Origin of the sequence: Streptomyces sp. LX-29 (assembly GCF_029541745.1) — a bacterium.
Taxonomy (GTDB): domain Bacteria; phylum Actinomycetota; class Actinomycetes; order Streptomycetales; family Streptomycetaceae; genus Streptomyces.
This window is the reverse complement of the sequence record NZ_CP089746.1, coordinates 4,882,504-4,899,290: the sequence shown is the minus strand read 5'-3', so window position 1 is coordinate 4,899,290 and position 16,787 is coordinate 4,882,504. Positions and strand designations below refer to the sequence as shown.

The 16,787-nt window shown below is 73.1% G+C and carries 15 protein-coding genes; 4 read left to right on the top strand and 11 right to left on the bottom strand.

Features of this window, described 5'->3' with window-relative positions; all coding sequences use genetic code 11:
* Positions 1-31: 31 nt before the first annotated feature.
* Both LRS74_RS21060 and LRS74_RS21055 read right to left on the bottom strand, forming a co-directional pair.
* A complete protein-coding gene (locus tag LRS74_RS21060; protein ID WP_277742453.1) occupies positions 32-832 on the bottom strand; it encodes an RDD family protein in 801 nt (266 codons plus the stop codon).
* A gap of 128 nt (positions 833-960) precedes the next feature.
* On the bottom strand, positions 961-2,757 hold the full coding sequence (locus LRS74_RS21055; protein ID WP_277742452.1) for an RDD family protein: 1,797 nt from the start codon (positions 2,755-2,757) through the stop codon (positions 961-963).
* Positions 2,758-3,025: 268 nt separating this feature from the next.
* Here LRS74_RS21055 and LRS74_RS21050 point away from each other — a divergent pair, with 268 nt between their 5' ends.
* Complete coding sequence (locus tag LRS74_RS21050) at positions 3,026-3,442, top strand: SsgA family sporulation/cell division regulator (protein ID WP_277742451.1); 417 nt, start codon at positions 3,026-3,028, stop codon at positions 3,440-3,442.
* 29 nt (positions 3,443-3,471) lie between these two features.
* Here LRS74_RS21050 and LRS74_RS21045 read toward each other — a convergent pair whose 3' ends face one another.
* Positions 3,472-3,855, bottom strand: coding sequence for a VOC family protein (locus tag LRS74_RS21045; RefSeq protein WP_277742450.1), 384 nt, complete (start codon positions 3,853-3,855; stop codon positions 3,472-3,474).
* 297 nt (positions 3,856-4,152) lie between these two features.
* On the opposite strand from LRS74_RS21045, the gene LRS74_RS21040 reads away from it, so the two are divergent.
* Positions 4,153-5,205, top strand: coding sequence for an NAD(P)-dependent alcohol dehydrogenase (locus LRS74_RS21040; RefSeq protein WP_277742449.1), 1,053 nt, complete (start codon positions 4,153-4,155; stop codon positions 5,203-5,205).
* A gap of 46 nt (positions 5,206-5,251) precedes the next feature.
* Here the strand turns inward: LRS74_RS21040 and LRS74_RS21035 are convergent, their stop codons facing one another.
* Both LRS74_RS21035 and hppD read right to left on the bottom strand, forming a co-directional pair.
* The gene (locus LRS74_RS21035) at positions 5,252-6,619 is read right to left on the bottom strand and encodes an FAD-linked oxidase C-terminal domain-containing protein (RefSeq protein ID WP_277742448.1); all 1,368 of its coding nucleotides are present in this window, start codon (positions 6,617-6,619) and stop codon (positions 5,252-5,254) included.
* A gap of 156 nt (positions 6,620-6,775) precedes the next feature.
* A complete protein-coding gene (gene hppD / locus LRS74_RS21030) occupies positions 6,776-7,921 on the bottom strand; it encodes a 4-hydroxyphenylpyruvate dioxygenase (protein WP_277742447.1) in 1,146 nt (381 codons plus the stop codon).
* A gap of 134 nt (positions 7,922-8,055) precedes the next feature.
* Between hppD and LRS74_RS21025 the strand changes: the two genes are divergently transcribed.
* Complete coding sequence (locus LRS74_RS21025) at positions 8,056-8,523, top strand: Lrp/AsnC family transcriptional regulator (RefSeq protein ID WP_277742446.1); 468 nt, start codon at positions 8,056-8,058, stop codon at positions 8,521-8,523.
* A gap of 36 nt (positions 8,524-8,559) precedes the next feature.
* Here the strand turns inward: LRS74_RS21025 and LRS74_RS21020 are convergent, their stop codons facing one another.
* From LRS74_RS21020 to LRS74_RS21005, 4 genes are all read right to left on the bottom strand, one after another.
* Complete coding sequence (locus LRS74_RS21020; RefSeq protein WP_277742445.1) at positions 8,560-9,357, bottom strand: S16 family serine protease; 798 nt, start codon at positions 9,355-9,357, stop codon at positions 8,560-8,562.
* Between the two features lie 121 nt (positions 9,358-9,478).
* A complete protein-coding gene (locus LRS74_RS21015) occupies positions 9,479-10,132 on the bottom strand; it encodes a helix-turn-helix domain-containing protein (RefSeq protein ID WP_277742444.1) in 654 nt (217 codons plus the stop codon).
* 575 nt (positions 10,133-10,707) lie between these two features.
* Entirely contained in the window at positions 10,708-12,507 is a 1,800-nt protein-coding gene (locus tag LRS74_RS21010; RefSeq protein ID WP_277742443.1) for a DEAD/DEAH box helicase, read from the bottom strand.
* 76 nt (positions 12,508-12,583) lie between these two features.
* Complete coding sequence (locus LRS74_RS21005; RefSeq protein WP_277742442.1) at positions 12,584-14,089, bottom strand: MFS transporter; 1,506 nt, start codon at positions 14,087-14,089, stop codon at positions 12,584-12,586.
* Positions 14,090-14,347: 258 nt separating this feature from the next.
* Here LRS74_RS21005 and LRS74_RS21000 point away from each other — a divergent pair, with 258 nt between their 5' ends.
* The gene (locus LRS74_RS21000; RefSeq protein ID WP_277742441.1) at positions 14,348-14,902 is read left to right on the top strand and encodes a hypothetical protein; all 555 of its coding nucleotides are present in this window, start codon (positions 14,348-14,350) and stop codon (positions 14,900-14,902) included.
* Between the two features lie 226 nt (positions 14,903-15,128).
* On the opposite strand, the gene LRS74_RS20995 is transcribed toward LRS74_RS21000, so the two are convergent.
* Positions 15,129-16,202, bottom strand: coding sequence for a putative sulfate exporter family transporter (locus LRS74_RS20995; protein WP_277742440.1), 1,074 nt, complete (start codon positions 16,200-16,202; stop codon positions 15,129-15,131).
* The gene (locus LRS74_RS20990; RefSeq protein ID WP_144386321.1) at positions 16,202-16,774 is read right to left on the bottom strand and encodes a cysteine dioxygenase family protein; all 573 of its coding nucleotides are present in this window, start codon (positions 16,772-16,774) and stop codon (positions 16,202-16,204) included. Before LRS74_RS20990 ends, LRS74_RS20995 begins: the two co-directional genes overlap by 1 nt.
* Positions 16,775-16,787: the final 13 nt, after the last annotated feature.

Here is a 16,787-nt window from a genome sequence, read left to right as displayed (position 1 = left end):
TTACACCAGCCGGCGCGCGGTCGGCGACAGGTCAGGGGGCGGGTGCCGGGGCGGGAACGGTGGAGACCACGACCGTCGTCGCCGCCTTGTCGTGCAGACACTGCCGGTACGGCCGGTCCCAGGTGCACCACAACACGTTGACCAGCCAGAAGACGAAGCCGCAGTACGGCACCAGCTCCGGCAGCGAGTACACGGCGGCCCGCAGCCAGCCCGCCTGCCCCCGCGGGATCGCCCCGTCGCTCAGCATCGCCACCCGGATCCTCATCAGCTTCTTGCCGACGGTCTGCCCGCTGTGGGAGAGCATCAGCCCCTCGTAGACGAAGTAGACGACGGAGCCGGCGACCGCCATCGTCGTGGAGTCCGTGGGGTCATAGGGGTCGTAGCCGCCCCGTACGAACGCCACGACCAGGAGGAGCGGGATCCCCACGAGCAGCGCGTCGATGATCCGCGCGCAGAGTCGGCGCGGAAGGCTGCCCAGCGGCGGCATCCCGGCCAGCGGGTCGGCACCGTACGGACCGCCGGGCGGCGGAGCGCCGTACGGGCCACCGCCGAAGGGACCACCGCCGTAAGGCCCGCCGCCGTACGGGCCCTGCTCGCCCGGCCCGGCGCCACCCGGCCAGGACGGGCCGGCCCCCCGCGGCCCGCCCGCTCCGGAGCCCGGCGGCGGTGGCGGGGACGGGGGCTCGGCGCCGCCGCCCGACGGTGGCTCGCCGCCGGCCTCGGACGGGGGCCGCTTGCGGAACGGGTCCTGGTCGGGCGACCCCTCGCCGGGCGGCTCGGGGCGCGGCGGCTCGCGGTCGGACGGCTCGTCGCCGGGCGGCTGGGTACTCATGGCCCGAGTCGAACCCGGCGCCCGCCGCACCGCATCCGGCACGCGCCGTTCGGGCTATGCCGCCCCCGCCGGACGGCCTCCGGCGGGGTTCCAGCGGGGTCTGGCGGGGTTCCCGGCGCGGCCGCCGGTCAGTCGCGGGAGGCCACGAAGGTCCGGGCGGCCTTGTCGTGCCAGCACTGCCGCCAGGGTCGGTCGAACAGGCACCACAGCACGTTCAGCACACCGATGACGAGCAGCCCCAGCACCCCGTAGACCAGCCAGCGGCGCAGCGCGGCGCCGAAGCCGGGGGTGTCGTGCTGCTCGATGTCCAGGACGCGCAGCCCGCACAGCTTCTTGCCGAGGGTGCGCCCCCACTTGGCGGTGGGCAGGGCCTCGTAGAGCAGGCCGACCACCAGCAGCACGCCCACCACGATGGCGAGGTAGCCGCCGGTGGTGCCGTCGAGGAGGTAGACGGTGACGGTCTCACCGGTCTGCTTGGCCTCCTCCACCTTCTCGTCGATGTGGTCCATGGCCTTGCCCCACAGCGGGACGGCGGCGGCCGCGGCCGCGCCGAGCAGCACGATCGTGTCGATCAGCCGGGCCATCAGCCGGCGGCCGAGCCCGGCGGGCCGGCCCTGCGCCTGCGCGGCCTGCCGGAACGGATCCTCGACCGGCGGCTTCCACGGGATCACGCCCTCCGGTGCGCCCGGGCCACCCCCGGCGGCGGGCGCGGGCGCCGCCGGCGCGCCCTGCTGTGCCAGCTGGTGCACCTGGTGCACCCATCCCTGCTGCGCCGGGGCGCCCTGCGCCTGGGGCGCGGCCCCGGCGGGCGGCTGCGCGCCCGGCGTCGACGCGGGCGGGGCCCCGGCGGGAGCGGGAGCAGCGGCGGCGGGCGGGGTGGCGACCTGGGCGGAGGCCGGGGTGGTGGCCGGGGCGGAGCTCTGCATGGCGCCGGCGGACGCGGCCGGGGCCGCCTGGGCGGCGGCGGCGGACGCGGGCGGGGCCGCCTGGGCGGCGGGCGTGGCGGCGTCCTGCCGCGCGGTGCCGCGCTGGGTGGCACGGATGGTCACGGTCCCCCGGTCGCGGGGAACGCCCGCCGACGCGCCGCCGCCCTGGGGCCCGTCGGTCGCCCCGGTGCCCGAGCGGCGGAAGGTCAGCGTGCCCTCACCACGGGCGGCTCCGCTCTCGGAGGCGGGCCCGGAGCCCTGGGCGGGCACCGCGCCCGTCGGGGGCAGCGCGGGGCTCTGGCGGGCGGCCGGCAGTGCCCGGTCGGGCGCGCCCTCGCCCTCCCCCGAGGGGGTGCGGGCCCCCGCGGCCGGGGCCAGCCGCGGGTCGACGGCCGGGGTGGCCGAGCCGCCGGGAGCGCCGGGGGCGCCGGGGGCGGCGCCCCAGGAGACCCGGCGGTCCTGGTCGCCGCCGAAGCCGGCCTGTCGGGAGACATCGGCCTGCCAGGCGGACGCGGGCTCGGGGTGGGCGCCGAGCGGTCCCTGCGGGGCGCCCCAGGCCGCCGGCTGCGGCGGCACGGCGCGCACGTCGCGCGGCGCGGCGCCGCCCTCCTGGCCCGGCGCTCCGCCGTCCGCCGCGCCACCACCCGCCTCCCGTAGGTCCATCTCGCCCCGCTGCCGAAGCTGGGGCGGCGCGCCCGCCCCGGCGGCGTCCGCGGCGACGGACGGCTGGTCGAGGAACATCGGCCCGGTCTCGTCCGGCACCATGCCGGTCATCTGCGTGGCGCCGCCGATCGGCTCGTGGGTCACCGGCGCGGGCTGGGCGGTGGTGACGCCCGGCGGCGCGGCGGGCATGGCCTCACCCTCGGCCGGGGCCGGGCGGCTGGTGCCGGGGACCCAGGCGGCACCGTTCCAGTACCGGATGTAGCCGGGGATGGAGGGATCCGGATAGAAGCCCGCGATGGAGCTGCTGTCCGCGGAACCTGAGGTAGGGGCGCTCATGATCTCCGATGTCCCGTGTCTGCTGTGCTGCGGGTGGGGCGTATGCAGTCTGCCCGCGAGGTGAGCTCCAGGTCTATCAGACGTGCATGCGGACCGGGCCCGACCGAAAGACCGCACCACTCGCACGTGCGAGTCGCGTTCGCTTCGCGTACCTGTCCCGAACGCGCGCGAAAAAGTTTCCGCAGATCGCGCGAAGTCGCGTAATGAGACGGAAGGAGGGCGCTCCCACCCGGTGAAGCGAACACGTACGAGAAAGGGGACGCCCTCGATGAACACCGTGGTGGAGCGAGAGCTCGAGATGATGATGGTGCTGTCGCCGGAGCGCAGCATCCCGGTCCCGACCCGGCTGGTCTACCGGTCTGACGACCCGTACGCCGTACACATCGCCTTCCACATCGGCTCCGAGTCGCCGGTGCACTGGACCTTCGCGCGCGAGCTGATGGTGGAGGGGGTCTTCCGCCCCTGCGGCGAGGGGGACGTGCAGATCTGGCCGACCCGGGTGGACGGCCGTGCCGTGGTCTGTCTGGCGCTCAGCTCGCCGGACGGTCTGGCGCTGTTGGAGGGCAGCGCGGTGATCGTCTCGTCCTGGCTGGAGCGCACCCTGCGGGTGGTCCCGCCGGGGAGTGAGAGCGAGCAGCTCGGCATGGACGACGCGCTGCGCGAGCTGCTCGCATGGGGCTGCTGACCCCGCCGAGCCGAGCGCTGGGCGGCGCCTCAGCCGTCGGAGACGGTGAGGAACTCGATGGCGTGGCCGTCGGGGTCGTCCACGTAGAGCCGGCGGCCGCCGTTCCGGCGGTCGATGGACTGCGGCTCCGTGTGGCCGGGACCGGCCCAGTAGGGCAGGTCCCGGTCGCGTACGCGCGCGTATACGCCGTCGAACTCCTCCTCCGAGACGAGCAATGCCAGATGCTGGGGGACGATCCGGTCGGGGGCCACGATGAAGTCCGCGTAGTCGACGGTCAGCCCGCCGTCCAGATCGACCGCGGCGAACGGGCCCATGCGACGGGGCTCCGGCGCACCGAGCAGCTCGGTGAGGAAGCGCGCGGAGACGAACTGGTCGCTGCTGTGCATGATCGTGTGATCGAGCTTGGCGGTCACGGGGTGCCTCCCGAGGGCCTGCGTGCGGGGTCTGGTGCGCTGTGCGCTGTCTGCGGTGCGCCGTGGCCGGTGTCGGTGCCGGTGCCGGTGCTTTCGTGCCGGTGCGTCGACGTCGGAGCGGTAAGAGGCGTCGGCCTTCCGTACTCCTGACGCTACGCCCCACGCGGCCGCCGCCGCATCGGGCTTTCGGCCTACTCCCCCAGGTCTCGGCCCGCTCGCCGCGGCCGGGGCGCAGCCGTCGGGCCCGCGGCACAGACTGGAGGGCAGGGGGTTTCCGACCTCACTCAGGAGACCGAGATGAGCACTGCCGTCACCGCCTACGCCGCCCCCTCCCCCAAGGCCCCGCTGGAGCGCACCACGATCGAACGCCGGGAGCCGCGCGAGCACGACGTCGTGATCGAGATCGCGTTCACCGGCATCTGTCACACCGACATCCACCAGGTCCACGAGGGGTGGGCGGAGGGCATCTTCCCGATGGTGCCGGGCCATGAGATCGCCGGTGTCGTCGCGGCGGTGGGCCCCGGCGTGACCCGTCACTCCGTCGGTGACCGCGTCGGGGTGGGCTGCTTCGTCGACTCCTGCCGGAGGTGCGAGTACTGTCGCGCCGGCGAGGAGCAGTTCTGCCGCGAAGGCGCGGTGTGGACCTACAACGCACGCGACCCGCGCACCGACGAACCCACCTACGGCGGCTACAGCACGCACATCGTCGTCGACGAGAACTACGTGCTGCGCATCCCCGACGGACTCTCCCTCGACGAGGCCGCGCCGCTGATGTGCGCCGGCATCACCACGTACGCGCCGCTCGCCCGCTGGGAGACGGGCCCCGGCAGCAAGGTCGCCGTCGTCGGACTGGGCGGCCTGGGCCACATGGCCGTCAAGATCGGGCACGCGCGGGGCGCCGAGGTCACCGTGCTCAGCCAGTCGACACGGAAGAGGGACGACGGGCTTCGGCTGGGCGCCGACCACTTCCACGCCACCGCCGACCCGGCCGTCTTCACCGACCTCGCCGACGCCTTCGACCTGATCCTCAACACCGTCTCCGCCGACCTCGACCTCGACGCCTATCTGGGACTGTTGCGGGTGGACGGGGCGATGGTCAACGTCGGGCTGCCCGAGACCCGGTCCGCGCTGCTCCTCAGCACCCTGGTCATGAAGCGGCGCAGCCTGGCCGGTTCCAACATCGGCGGCATCCGGCAGACGCAGGAGATGCTCGACTTCTGCGCCCGGCACAGGCTGGCCGCGGACGTCGAGGTCATCCCCGCGGAGCAGATCAACGACGCGTACGAACGGGTCGTCGCCAGCGATGTGCGCTACCGGTTCGTGGTCGACGTCGCCTCGTTGCGTGAGTGAGCCGCCGAGTGAGGCGCCCGCGCCTCCTGTGGTGCGTGATTCTCCGTCAGAAGACCTTGCCCGGGTTGAGGATGCCGAGCGGGTCGAAGACCTGCTTGATGGAGCGCTGCAACTCGATTCCCACCGGCCCCAGTTCGCGGGCCAGCCACTCCTTCTTCAGCACCCCCACGCCGTGTTCGCCGGTGATGGTGCCGCCCAGCTCCAGGCCCAGCGCCATGATCTCGTCGAAGGACTCCCGGGCGCGCCGCGACTCCTCCGGGTCGGAGGCGTCGAAGCACACGGTGGGGTGGGTGTTGCCGTCCCCGGCGTGCGCGACGACGCCGATGGTGAGGTCGTACCTGCGGGCGATCTCGGCCGTGCCGTCGATCATCGCCGCGAGCTTGGAGCGGGGCACGCAGACGTCGTCGATCATCGTGACGCCCTTGATCGCCTCCAGCGCGGTCAGGGTCATCCGGCGCGCCTGAAGCAGCAGCTCGGACTCGGCGGCGTCCTCCGCCGGCACCACCTCGGTGGCCCCGGCCGCCCGGCAGAGCTCCCCGACGGCCGCCAGGTCGGAGGTCGGGTCCGGGGTGTCGAAGGCGCACATCAGCAGCGCCTCGGTGGTCTCCGGCAGACCCATGCCCGCCAGCTCGTTGACGGCCCGTACGCTCGTGCGGTCCATCAGCTCCAGCAGCGACGGAACGTGCCCGCGCTCCATGATCCGGCAGATGGCGTCACAGGCGGCGGCGGTGGAGGGGAACTCCGCGGCCAGCACCAGCTGCCGCGGCGGCGCGGGCTTGAGCGCCAGGATGGCCCGGACCACCACGCCCAGGCTGCCCTCCGAGCCCACGAACAGTCGGGTCAGGTCGTACCCCGCCACGCCCTTGGCGGTGCGGCGGCCGGTGGAGAGGAGCCGGCCGTCGGCCAGGACGACGTCGAGCCCCAGCACGTACTCGGCGGTGACGCCGTACTTCACGCAGCACAGGCCGCCGGAGGCGGTGCCGATGTTGCCGCCGATCGTGCACTGCTCCCAACTGGAGGGGTCCGGCGGGTAGCAGAGGCCGTGTTCGGCGACGACGCGGGAGAGGGTCGCGTTGACGACGCCCGGCTCGACGATCGCGATCCGGTCGACGGCGTCGATCTCCAGGATGCGGTCCATCTTGACCAGGGAGAGCACGACGCAGCCGTCCGAGGCGTTGGCCGCCCCCGAGAGGCCGGTGCGGGCGCCCTGCGGCACGACGGGGACGCGGAGCGCGGTGGCGGTGCGCATGACGTGCTGCACCTGCTCCACGGTGCGCGGCAGCACGACCACGGCCGGGGCGCCCGCCTCGCAGAAGCTCGCCATGTCCCGCGCGTAGGAGTCCGTGACGTCGGGGTCGGTCAGCACGGCCTCGGCCGGAAGTCCCGAACGCAGCCGCTCGATGAGGTCGGTCATGGCTCCAGCCTCGCACCGCGCGAGGGGCGGGGGTAGATCGCCGACACGCGGGGGCCGCCGCGGGGTGGGGGTGTTGGTGCGGGGTGGGGCTGGTCGGTGGGTGGGTCGGTCCCGGTCCGCCGCGACGGTGGTGACCGTCGCGGCGGAGCAGGGGTGTCAGAGGTTGCCGCGAAGGGCCTGCTCGCGCTCGATGGCCTCGAACAGCGCCTTGAAGTTGCCCTTGCCGAAGCCCATGGAGCCGTGCCGCTCGATCATCTCGAAGAAGACCGTCGGGCGGTCCTGGACCGGCTTGGTGAAGATCTGGAGCAGGTAGCCGTCCTCGTCGCGGTCGGCGAGGATCTTCAGCTCGCGGAGGGTGTCGATGGGCACCCGGGTCTCGCCGACCCACTCGCCGAGGGTGTCGTAGTAGGAGTCGGGGGTGTCCAGGAACTGCACACCCGCGGCCCGCATGGCGCGCACCGTGGCGACGATGTCGTTGGTGGCGAGGGCGATGTGCTGGACGCCGGGGCCGCCGTAGAACTCCAGGTACTCGTCGATCTGGGACTTCTTCTTGGCGATGGCCGGCTCGTTCAGCGGGAACTTCACCTTGCGCGTGCCGTCGGCCACGACCTTCGACATCAGCGCGCTGTACTCGGTGGCGATGTCGTCGCCGACGAACTCCTTCATGTTGGTGAAGCCCATGACCTTGTTGTAGAAGGTCACCCACTCGTTCATCTTGCCGAGCTCGACGTTGCCCACGCAGTGGTCGATGGCCTGGAAGGTGCGCTTGGCCGGGGGCTCGACGATGGGGTCGGCGGGGACGAAGCCGGGCAGGTAGACGCCCTCGTAGCCGGAGCGCTCGACGAGGGTGTGGCGGGTCTGGCCGTAGGTGGCGATGACCGCGCGGACGATGGTGCCGTGCTCGTCCTTGGTCTCGTACGGCTCCTCCAGGCCGGTGGCGCCGTGCTCGACGGCGTACGCGTAGGCGGCCCGCGCGTCCGGGACCTCGATGGCCAGGTCGATGACGCCGTCACCGTGCTCGGCGACATGGGCGGCCAGGAAGCGGCCCCAGTCGGTGGTGGGCTTGATGACAGAGGTGAGCACGAAGCGGGCGGCGCCCGAGACGAGCACATAACTGGCGGTCTCGCGGCTGCCGTTCTCAGGTCCCGAATAGGCGACCAGCTTCATGCCGAAGGCGGTGGCGTAGTAGTGCGCGGCCTGCTTGGCGTTGCCGACGGCGAAGACGACCGCGTCCATCCCCTTCACCGGGAACGGATCGGCCTGCCGCGCGGTGTCGGGGGTGTGATCCAGTGTCTCAGTCATAACCGCAGACTCTCCCCGCGGCTCAGAGTGCGCAATAGTTTGTTGAATTCCTGAGCAGTTTGTATAGCCACTGTCGAGTAAGCCGCGGCATTGTGTACATAGTGACTACGGCCACAGCCGGCACAGGAGGCATCGTGGGAATCGACCGTCTGGACGCACGTCTGATCGAGCTGCTCGCCGACGAGCCCCGGATCGGCGTGCTGGAGGCCTCGCGTCGGCTCGGCGTGGCGCGGGGCACCGCCCAGGCCCGACTGGACCGGCTTCAGGCCAACGGGGTGATCCGTGGATTCGGTCCCCAGGTGGACCCGGCGGCGCTCGGCTATCCGGTCACCGCGTTCGCCACGCTGGAGATCAAACAGGGCCAGGGCACCGATGTGCGGGCCCATCTGGCCACCGTCCCCGAGGTGCTGGAGCTGCACACCACCACCGGACACGGGGACATGCTCTGCCGTCTGGTCGCCCGTTCGAACGCGGATCTCCAGCGGGTGATCGACCGGGTGGTGGGCTTCGACGGCATCGTGCGCGCCTCCACGGCGATCGTGATGGAGAACGCGGTCCCCCTGCGGATCATCCCGCTGGTGAAGCAGGCCGCGGAGGACTGAGGAGGAGGCTTCGGCAGGACCGGCTGAGCGGGCCGATCAGCAGCTCGGCACCTTCTGGCCGGAGGAGAGCGCGCGCAGCGAGGAGACCGCGTCCTTCAGCTCGGTCACCGGGATCAGCTGCAACCCCTCCGGCAGCTCGGCCTCCGCGTCGGAGCACTCCTCCTTGGGCACCAGGAAGACCGTCGCGCCGTCCCGCTTCGCCGCCTGCGTCTTCAGCGGCACCCCGCCCACCGCGCCGACCGTGCCGTCGGCCTCGATGGTGCCGGTGCCGGCGATCGTCCGACCGCCGGTGAGATCGCCGCCGCGGCCGTCGCCGTCCAGCTTCTCGATGATCCCGAGGGTGAACAGCAGCCCGGCGCTGGGCCCGCCGACGTCCGCCAGGCGGAGCGTGACGTCGATGTCCTCATCGGACCGGTGGAGGTAGCGCAGCGCCGCACGGACCGCCGTGTCCTGCGACTTCTTCATCTCCTTGGCGTTGTGGCGCTCGATCTCCTCGGTGGTGTCGCCGACCGGGTAGACCGCGTCGTGCGGCATCACCGCGCGGTCGCCGTCGAACCAGCTGTCGACCAGATCGTCCAGCCGGACGGTGGTGCCCGGTCCGGTCGCCACGATCGTGGTCATCCGCAGCTGACCACTGCTCTTGCGGGTGTCCGCGCCGGAGATGGAGATCACCGGCTTGCCCTTGTCGGAGCCGAGGACGTTCACGGTGCTGCCGGGGTAGGCGATCGCGAAGGGCAGCGGTGCGAACGCGGCGGCCACGAGCAGGGCGACGACGGTCGTGGCGCAGATCACCAGGGTCCAGGCGCGGCGGGAGAGTGCGGGCACGGCGGGCATGAAGTGACCCTAGTTCACTTCTGGGATCACCGAGCCCCCGACCCGGTCCGCGCACCCCCGCCGTTCGGGGCGGGATCGGCCGGGCGACGGCTCCGATCGCCCGCGCCGGCGGTGGGGCGCGTCAGCCCAGCGCCTCCGCCACCTCCCGGGCCGCGTCCACGACGCGCGGGCCGACCCGCTCCGGCACCGAGTCGGTGAGCATGACCACACCCACGCTGCCCTCGATGCCGCTGATGCCCAGCAGCGGGGCGGCCGCGCCGCTGGCGCCGGCCTCCAGCTCGCCGTGGGTCAGGGCGTATCCCGGATCGAAGGACTGCCCCTCCCGGACGGCGTTACGGGCCGCGAGGATCGCCCGCCCGGCGGCCCCGCGGTCCAGCGGGTGCCGGAAGCCGGCCCGGTAGGCCACGTGGTAGTCGGTCCAGGTGGGCTCGACCACGGCGACGGCCAGCGCCTCGCTGCCGTCGACGAGCGTGAGGTGGGCGGTGGCGCCGATGTCCTCGGCGAGCGCGCGCAACGCGGGCAGTGCCGCCTCCCGTACCAGGGGGTGGACCTGGCGCCCCAGCTGGAGCACCCCGAGCCCGACGCGCGCCCGCCCGCCGATGTCCCGGCGTACGAGTGCGTGTTGTTCCAGGGTGGCCAGCAGCCGGTAGACCACGGTGCGGTTGACGCCGAGCCTCGTCGAGAGCTCGGTGACGGTCAGCCCGTGGTCCGTGTCGGCGAGCAGTTTGAGGACGCGCAGTCCCCGGTCGAGTGTCTGAGAGGTCTCCGCGGTCACGACGCCCCTCCTCGGTGTGAGTGGCGACCCTCTCCCTGCGGATGCGCCCTCGGTCCCGGCGACGGCGCGCAGAAGAGCCGCCGGTCGTGTGTCCCACGCACCGGCTGCGCTCCGCGGCGGCGCTGCCACGGGGCGTGTGCGTTGCGCGGAACGGTAGCGAGCCGGTCCGCTTAGCGGAAGAGTCCGTCCAGAATCCGAGCAAGGGAGGCCACAACGGCGACCGCATTGCGTACCGTTTTATCCGATGATGTGGTGATACAGCCGGTCGACGGGAGCGGTTTCATGGCAGCTTGATGAATCCGCCTGAAACCCCTTGACGGCCTCTGCTCTCGCCGCAGCCAGGCCCATCCCGCCGCGACGGTGAACCACCACAGCGCCGGAGCCCGGCGGTGCCAAACCCACCGCAACCCCGGAGCGCCCCGCGCCCCGCGCCCCCGCGCCCCGGGGATCGGCCTCCCCCGCCCCGCCGCGACGGCGAACAACCACGACGCCGGAGCCCGGCGGTACCGAACCCACCGCACCACCGGTGCTCCGCGAGCAGGCGGCTCACGTCGAAATCGGCACAGCGCCCAGCGTCACCGCATCCGCGTCGCCCACTCCCGCACCTTCTTGATCCGTTCCCGGATCTGGCCCGCCGTGGCCTCCGCGCTGGGCGGGCCGCCGCAGACCCGGCGCAGCTCGGTGTGGATGACGCCGTGCGGCTTACCGCTCTGGTGGACATAGGCGCCGACCAGCGAGTTGAGCTCCTTGCGGAGCTCCAGGAGCTCCTTGTGGGTGACCACGGGACGCCGGTCGGCGGGGAGTTCGATCAGGTCGGCCTCGGCATCGGGCTTCCGACGGCTGTGCGCGATCTGCCGGGCCTGCCGCTTCTGGAGCAGCAGCTGCACCTGGTCGGGTTCGAGCAGGCCGGGGATGCCGAGGTAGTCCTGTTCCTCCTCGCTGCCGGGGTGGGCCTGCATGCCGAACTCGGCGCCGTCGAAGAGCACCCGGTCGAACACGGCGTCGGACTCCAGCGCCTCGAAGGGCAGCATGTCCTGCTCGCCGGTGTCCTCGTCCTGCTGCCGCTCGGCCTCCTGGAGGAGCTTCTCCTCCTCGGCGTAGATGTCCTCCTCCTCGCCGTCCTTCTTCGGCTTGTCCAGGACGTGGTCGCGCTCGACCTCCATCTCGTTGGCGAAGCCGAGCAGCATGGGGATGGTGGGCAGGAAGACCGAGGCGGTCTCGCCGCGCCGGCGGGAGCGCACGAAGCGGCCGACGGCCTGGGCGAAGAAGAGCGGGGTGGAGATCGTGGTGGCGTAGACGCCGACCGCCAGCCGGGGCACGTCGACGCCCTCGGACACCATGCGGACGGCGACCATCCAGCGGTCGTCGTTGTGGCTGAAGTCCTCGATGCGCTGCGAGGCGCCGGAGTCGTCGGAGAGCACGAGGGTGGCGCCCTGTCCGGTGATCTCGCGGATCAGCTTGGCGTACGCGCGCGCCGACTCCTGGTCGGTGGCGATGACCAGCGCGCCGGCGTCCGGGATCGCCTTGCGCACCTCGGTGAGCCGCTGGTCGGCGGCGCGCAGCACATTGGGCATCCAGTCGCCGCGCGGGTCCAGCGCTGTGCGCCATGCCTGGGACACGGCGTCCTTGGTCATCGGCTCGCCGAGCCGCGCCGCGATCTCGTCGCCCGCCTTGGTGCGCCAGCGCATGTTGCCGCTGTAGCTGAGGAAGATCACCGGCCGGACCACGCCGTCGCCGAGCGCGTTGCCGTAGCCGTAGGTGTAGTCGGCGGAGGAGCGCCGGATGCCGTCGTTGCCCTCTTCGTAGGTGACGAAGGGGATGGGGTTGGTGTCGGACCGGAAGGGGGTGCCGGTCAGCGCCAGCCGGCGGGTGGCCGGGTCGAACGCCTCCAGGCACGCCTCGCCCCAGGACTTGGAGTCGCCGGCGTGGTGGATCTCGTCCAGGATGACCAGCGTCTTGCGCTGCTCGCAGCGGTTGCGGTGCAGCATGGGGCGGACGCCGACGCCGGCGTAGGTCACGGCCACACCGTGGTACTCGCGTCCCAACGGGCCGGCGCTGTACTCCGGGTCCAGCTTGATGCCCACCCGGGCGGCCGCCTCGGCCCACTGCTTCTTCAGGTGCTCGGTGGGCGCGACCACGGTCACCTGCTGCACCACGTGGTGGTGCAGCAGCCAGGAGGCGAGGGTGAGCGCGAAGGTGGTCTTGCCGGCACCGGGGGTGGCGACCGCGAGGAAGTCACGCGGCTGGGTCTGGATGTACCTCTCCATCGCCCCCTGCTGCCAGGCACGCAGCTTGTTCGCGGTGCCCCAGGGGGCACGGCCCGGGAAGGCCGGTGAGAGGTGATGGCTGTGGCTTGAGGCGGCGGTGGTAGTCACGGTCTCCGTCGGGCTGGTCGGGGCTCGGGATCGGCAACCGCGTCAGCCTACCTGGGCCCCGGTTCACGCCTCGGGGTTATCGCGGGGCGCCACCCGCGGGTGGGATCGAGCTCACATCGTCGGCCGTCGCGGGCCCCGTGGTCGCCTTGGGGCGCAGCCGGGTGGTGACCAGGGCGCCGACCAGCGCGACCGTCGCCATGGCCACGTAGACGGCGACGAACGCGGCCGGATGGGAGCCGCCGGTCGCCGCCGCCGCGCCGGCGTGGCCGCCCTCGGCCGCCACCGAGCCGCCGCCGAAGGAGACGAAGAGCACGCCGCCGAGACCGAGCAGGACGATGTTGCCGAGGGCGTCGGAGACCTGGAGGGAGGCGGAGTTGCCGCCCTCCTCGCCCGGGCGGGACAGCTTCAGCAGCAGCACGCTGGCGCTGGAGACCGCGAGCCCCATGCCGTAACCGCCGATCACCCACGCCACGGCGACGATCCACACCGGCACCGGCTCCAGCAGGGCCAGCGGGGCCATCCCGAGCGCGAGGGCGATCAGCAGCATGCCGAGTCCCATCAGCCGCTCCCGGTGGGGTTCCAGCCGCGGCCGGCTCTGGGTGTAGGAGCCCAGCGTCCAGCTCAGCCCGCCGCTGGTGAGGGAGAGTCCGGCCAGGGTCGCCGAGAGCCCGCGCTCGCTGACCAGCATCAGCGGTATGAAGCTCTCCGCGCCCAGGAACGCGCCGGCCGCGATGCCGCGCAGCAGGATGACGGAGGGCAGCCCGCGCGCCGCGCGGAAGGTGCCGGTCGGCAGCAGCCGCAGCACGCAGGGGACGAGCAGCGCCAGCCCGGCCACGGCGGGCGCCAGCGAGACCCAGCCGAGGTCCTGGGCGGCGTACTGGAGCAGCCCGGCGCCGGCCGCGACGCCCAGGGCGAGCAGGATCCGCCGGCGGTCCATGGCCGGGGTGAGGTCGCCCGGCGGGAGGGCCCGCAGGGCGGGGAGCATGACGCACAGCGGGAGCAGCACCAGCACCGGGATGGCGAGGAAGACCCAGCGCCAGCTGAGCTGCTCGGTGACCGTGCCCGCGGCCAGCGGGCCGACGATGACCGGCAGCACCCAGGCGGCGGAGAAGGCGGCCAGCACGGCGGGCCGCAGCCGCTCCGGGTAGGCCCGGCCGACCACCACGTACAGCGCGACGATCACCAGTCCGCCGCCGACGCCCTGGACCGCGCGCCCGCCGACGAACATCCACATCTGCTGCGCCGAGCCGGAGATCAGCAGTCCCGCGCAGAAGCCCGCGATGCCGGTGAAGAGCGGCAGCAGCGGGCCGCGCCGGTCGCACCACTCGCCGGACAGGACCATCGCGAACAGGCTCGCGGTGAAGTAGCCGGAGAAGGCGAAGGCGTAGAGCTCCACCCCGTCCAGGGCGTGCGCCGCGACCGGCATGGCGGTGTTGACGGCGCTCGCCTCGAAGGCGACGAGCGAGACCACGGAGATGATGCCGAGGGTGAGGGCGCGGTAGCGGCGGCTGAGCACGGTGTCGCCGTCCACCGGCGCCGAGGGGGACGCGGTGTCGGGGCCGCGCGAGTCGAGGGTGGTCATTGCGCCAGCGTAGGAAGGGCCGTCAGGTCTGCCACCTGTCTCGGGGCGGAGATCGAATCGTCCTTCGGTCCTAGGTGTCCGGACGGTCCCGCCTGTGTCATGAACCGGCTACGACATGCCCGCGGTGATCAACGCGGCACCGAGCTCGCCATGAACATGCCTTACGATTCCCGCCGGGCCAGGTGATTGATCTTGAAATCACCCGGCCCCCGGAACCGCATGATCATCACGTTTTTCTCACCTGACGGGGGATCCGATATGAAGCCGACTCGACGCCTCATCAGCAGTCTCGTGCTCGTCGCCGCGCTCGGCGGCGCGGCCGCCTGTGGGCCGGAGGACGACACCGCGGGTGGCTCCACCGGCGGCTCCGCCTCCCAGCCGGCGAAGGACCAGAAGGACCAGAAGGCCGGCGAGGGCGAGGGCAAGGGCACCGAGGAGGAGGGCCCCGGTGACTGCGGGGAGCCGCCAACGCTGCCCGCCGGCCACAAGATGGTCGAGATCGCCGTGCCCCCGTCGAAGGGCTCGCTGTCCGCCAAGGACGCCGCGCCGGAGTGCACGCCGAACGACTTCATCTACCACGGCAAGGGCAAGGCCAACTACTACCTGTTCGCGCCGGAGACGAACGCGCAGCTGTCCACCGGCTCCGGCACCCACAAGGAGGTGCCGGTGGGCGAGCTGTGGTCGCACGCCGCCGACTGCTTGACCGACCAGAGCGCCGTGAAGGCTCCCTACAGCTGCTCCGGGAACATCTACGACATCACGCTGGACGGCGAGGGCAAGATCGACTCCATCAAGGAGGTCTGGCACCCGTAAGCCCGGCCGGCCCGGCCGGGTCCACCGGTCGGGCCGACGCCGCGCGGGAAGCAGGGCTGGCCGACGCCGCGCGGGAAAGCAGGGCGGGGCGGGCACCCGCCGGCCGCGTACCGGCGCGCGCAGACGGGCGGGGCCGGGCACCCCGCCGGCCGCGTACCAGCGCGCGCAGACGGGCGGGCCGGGGGCACCCCGCCGCCGACGTTCGACCGCCTCGCCCCGCGACGGCTCACGCGGTGAGCAGCACGCCGCCGTAGCTCGCCCCCGCGACCACCAGCCAGGCACACAGCCCCAGCCCCGCCACCCGCGCCCCGGTACGGGTGAGCGAGGGCAGGTGCACCGCGCTGCCGAGGCCGAAGAGGGCGGCGGCGAGCAGCAGTTCCTGGGCGGTCCCCGCCACGTCCAGGGCGGTGGCGGAGAGCAGCTCCGTGCTGCGCACACCCACCATGGCCAGGAAGCCGAGGACGAAGAGCGGGACCAGCGGCGGGCGCCGGGCGGACCGGGCGCCCTCCGCGGTCGGGGCGGCGGACGAGGCCACCCGGCGGTTCCGTGCGGCGACCGCCACGGCCGCCACCAGCGGGGCCAGCAGCGCCACCCGCATCAGCTTCACCAGGACCGCCTCGCTCAGCGCGGCGCCGCCGGCGGTCTGCGCGGTGGCGACGACCTGCCCCACGTCGTGCACGCTGGCCCCGGCCCAGCGGCCGAACTGGGCGTCGCTCAGCCCCAGCGGGTCCTGGAGCAGCGGCAGCACGGCGATGGCCAGGGTGCCGCAGAGCGTCACCAGCGCCACCGAGGTGGCGATGTCCCGCTCCTCGCTCTCGGACACCTCGCTGACCGCGCCGATCGCGGAGGCCCCGCAGATCGAGTAGCCGGTGGCGATCAACAGCGGCTGGTCGCCGGGCAGTCCCATCCGCCGGCCCAGCCACCAGGTGCCACCGAAGGTGGCCGCGACCACGCCGAAGACCATGGCCACCGTCGCCCAGCCGAGCCCGAGCACGTCGTCCAGGCTGAGCTTGAGCCCCAGCAGCACCACGCCGAGCCGCATCAGCCGCTTGCCGGCGTAGGAGAGGCCGGGCCGCCCCGCGCCGCGGACGAGCGCGCGCGCACCCGGCAGATGGGCCGCGGTGATGCCCAGCACCACGGCGGCGGTGAGCATCGGCACGCCCGGCAGCAGCCGGTGCGTCCCCCAGGCGGCGGCGACGCCGAGCGCGGCGCAGAGCAGGCCGGGGACCTTGCCCGGTGATCTGGGCCGCTCCGCCGCCGCGGGCGCGGCCGTGTGGAGCCGCTCCCGGAGCAGCGCCATTACCGTGCGTCCCGGTCGTCGGTCGGGAGGTGGTAGACGCGGCGCACGCTGGAGCCCAGGCGGGAGATGTCCGCGCCGTAGATGTGGAGGGACAGCGCCGTGCCCTCACAGGCGTTCCACACCCGGTGGATGTCGCCGGGCGGCGCGAAGCCGCAGACCGCGCCCTGCGGATTGACCACCCGCTCGGTGGCGATCAGCCGGGAGCTGGCGCCGTCGGAGACCAGGCGGTAGCGCTGCTCGCTCTCCTGGCCCTCGTGGACGCCGGTCACGCACCAGGAGACGTGGTCGTGGATGGAGGTGCGCTGCCCCGGCAGCCACACCAGCGCGACGATGGAGAAGCTCCCGTCGTGCTCGGCGTGCAGCACGTGCTGGCGGTAGCGCTCGGGGTCGCCCTCGCGTTGCTCGGCGGTGAGCAGGTCGGGGGCGCCCAGGTGCGGGGCGAGCCGCTCACCGACCAGGTAGGCCGTGAGGTCGGGCGGCAGCCCGCGGTCGACGGTGGCGCGCACCTCGCGGACGAGCGAGTCGAGTCGAGGTGTCGTCACGGCGGGCCGGAAGTCGGTCGGAGCGGTCATACGGGCAGCGTGC

Coding starts and splice junctions, on each gene's coding strand:
- LRS74_RS21060 (WP_277742453.1), bottom strand. CDS start 832: ATGAGTACCCAGCCGCCCGGCGACGAGCCGTCCGACCGCGAGCCGCCG.
- LRS74_RS21055 (WP_277742452.1), bottom strand. CDS start 2,757: ATGAGCGCCCCTACCTCAGGTTCCGCGGACAGCAGCTCCATCGCGGGC.
- LRS74_RS21050 (WP_277742451.1), top strand. CDS start 3,026: ATGAACACCGTGGTGGAGCGAGAGCTCGAGATGATGATGGTGCTGTCG.
- LRS74_RS21040 (WP_277742449.1), top strand. CDS start 4,153: ATGAGCACTGCCGTCACCGCCTACGCCGCCCCCTCCCCCAAGGCCCCG.
- LRS74_RS21035 (WP_277742448.1), bottom strand. CDS start 6,619: ATGACCGACCTCATCGAGCGGCTGCGTTCGGGACTTCCGGCCGAGGCC.
- hppD (WP_277742447.1), bottom strand. CDS start 7,921: ATGACTGAGACACTGGATCACACCCCCGACACCGCGCGGCAGGCCGAT.
- LRS74_RS21020 (WP_277742445.1), bottom strand. CDS start 9,357: ATGCCCGCCGTGCCCGCACTCTCCCGCCGCGCCTGGACCCTGGTGATC.
- LRS74_RS21005 (WP_277742442.1), bottom strand. CDS start 14,089: ATGACCACCCTCGACTCGCGCGGCCCCGACACCGCGTCCCCCTCGGCG.
- LRS74_RS21000 (WP_277742441.1), top strand. CDS start 14,348: ATGAAGCCGACTCGACGCCTCATCAGCAGTCTCGTGCTCGTCGCCGCG.
- LRS74_RS20995 (WP_277742440.1), bottom strand. CDS start 16,202: ATGGCGCTGCTCCGGGAGCGGCTCCACACGGCCGCGCCCGCGGCGGCG.
- LRS74_RS20990 (WP_144386321.1), bottom strand. CDS start 16,774: ATGACCGCTCCGACCGACTTCCGGCCCGCCGTGACGACACCTCGACTC.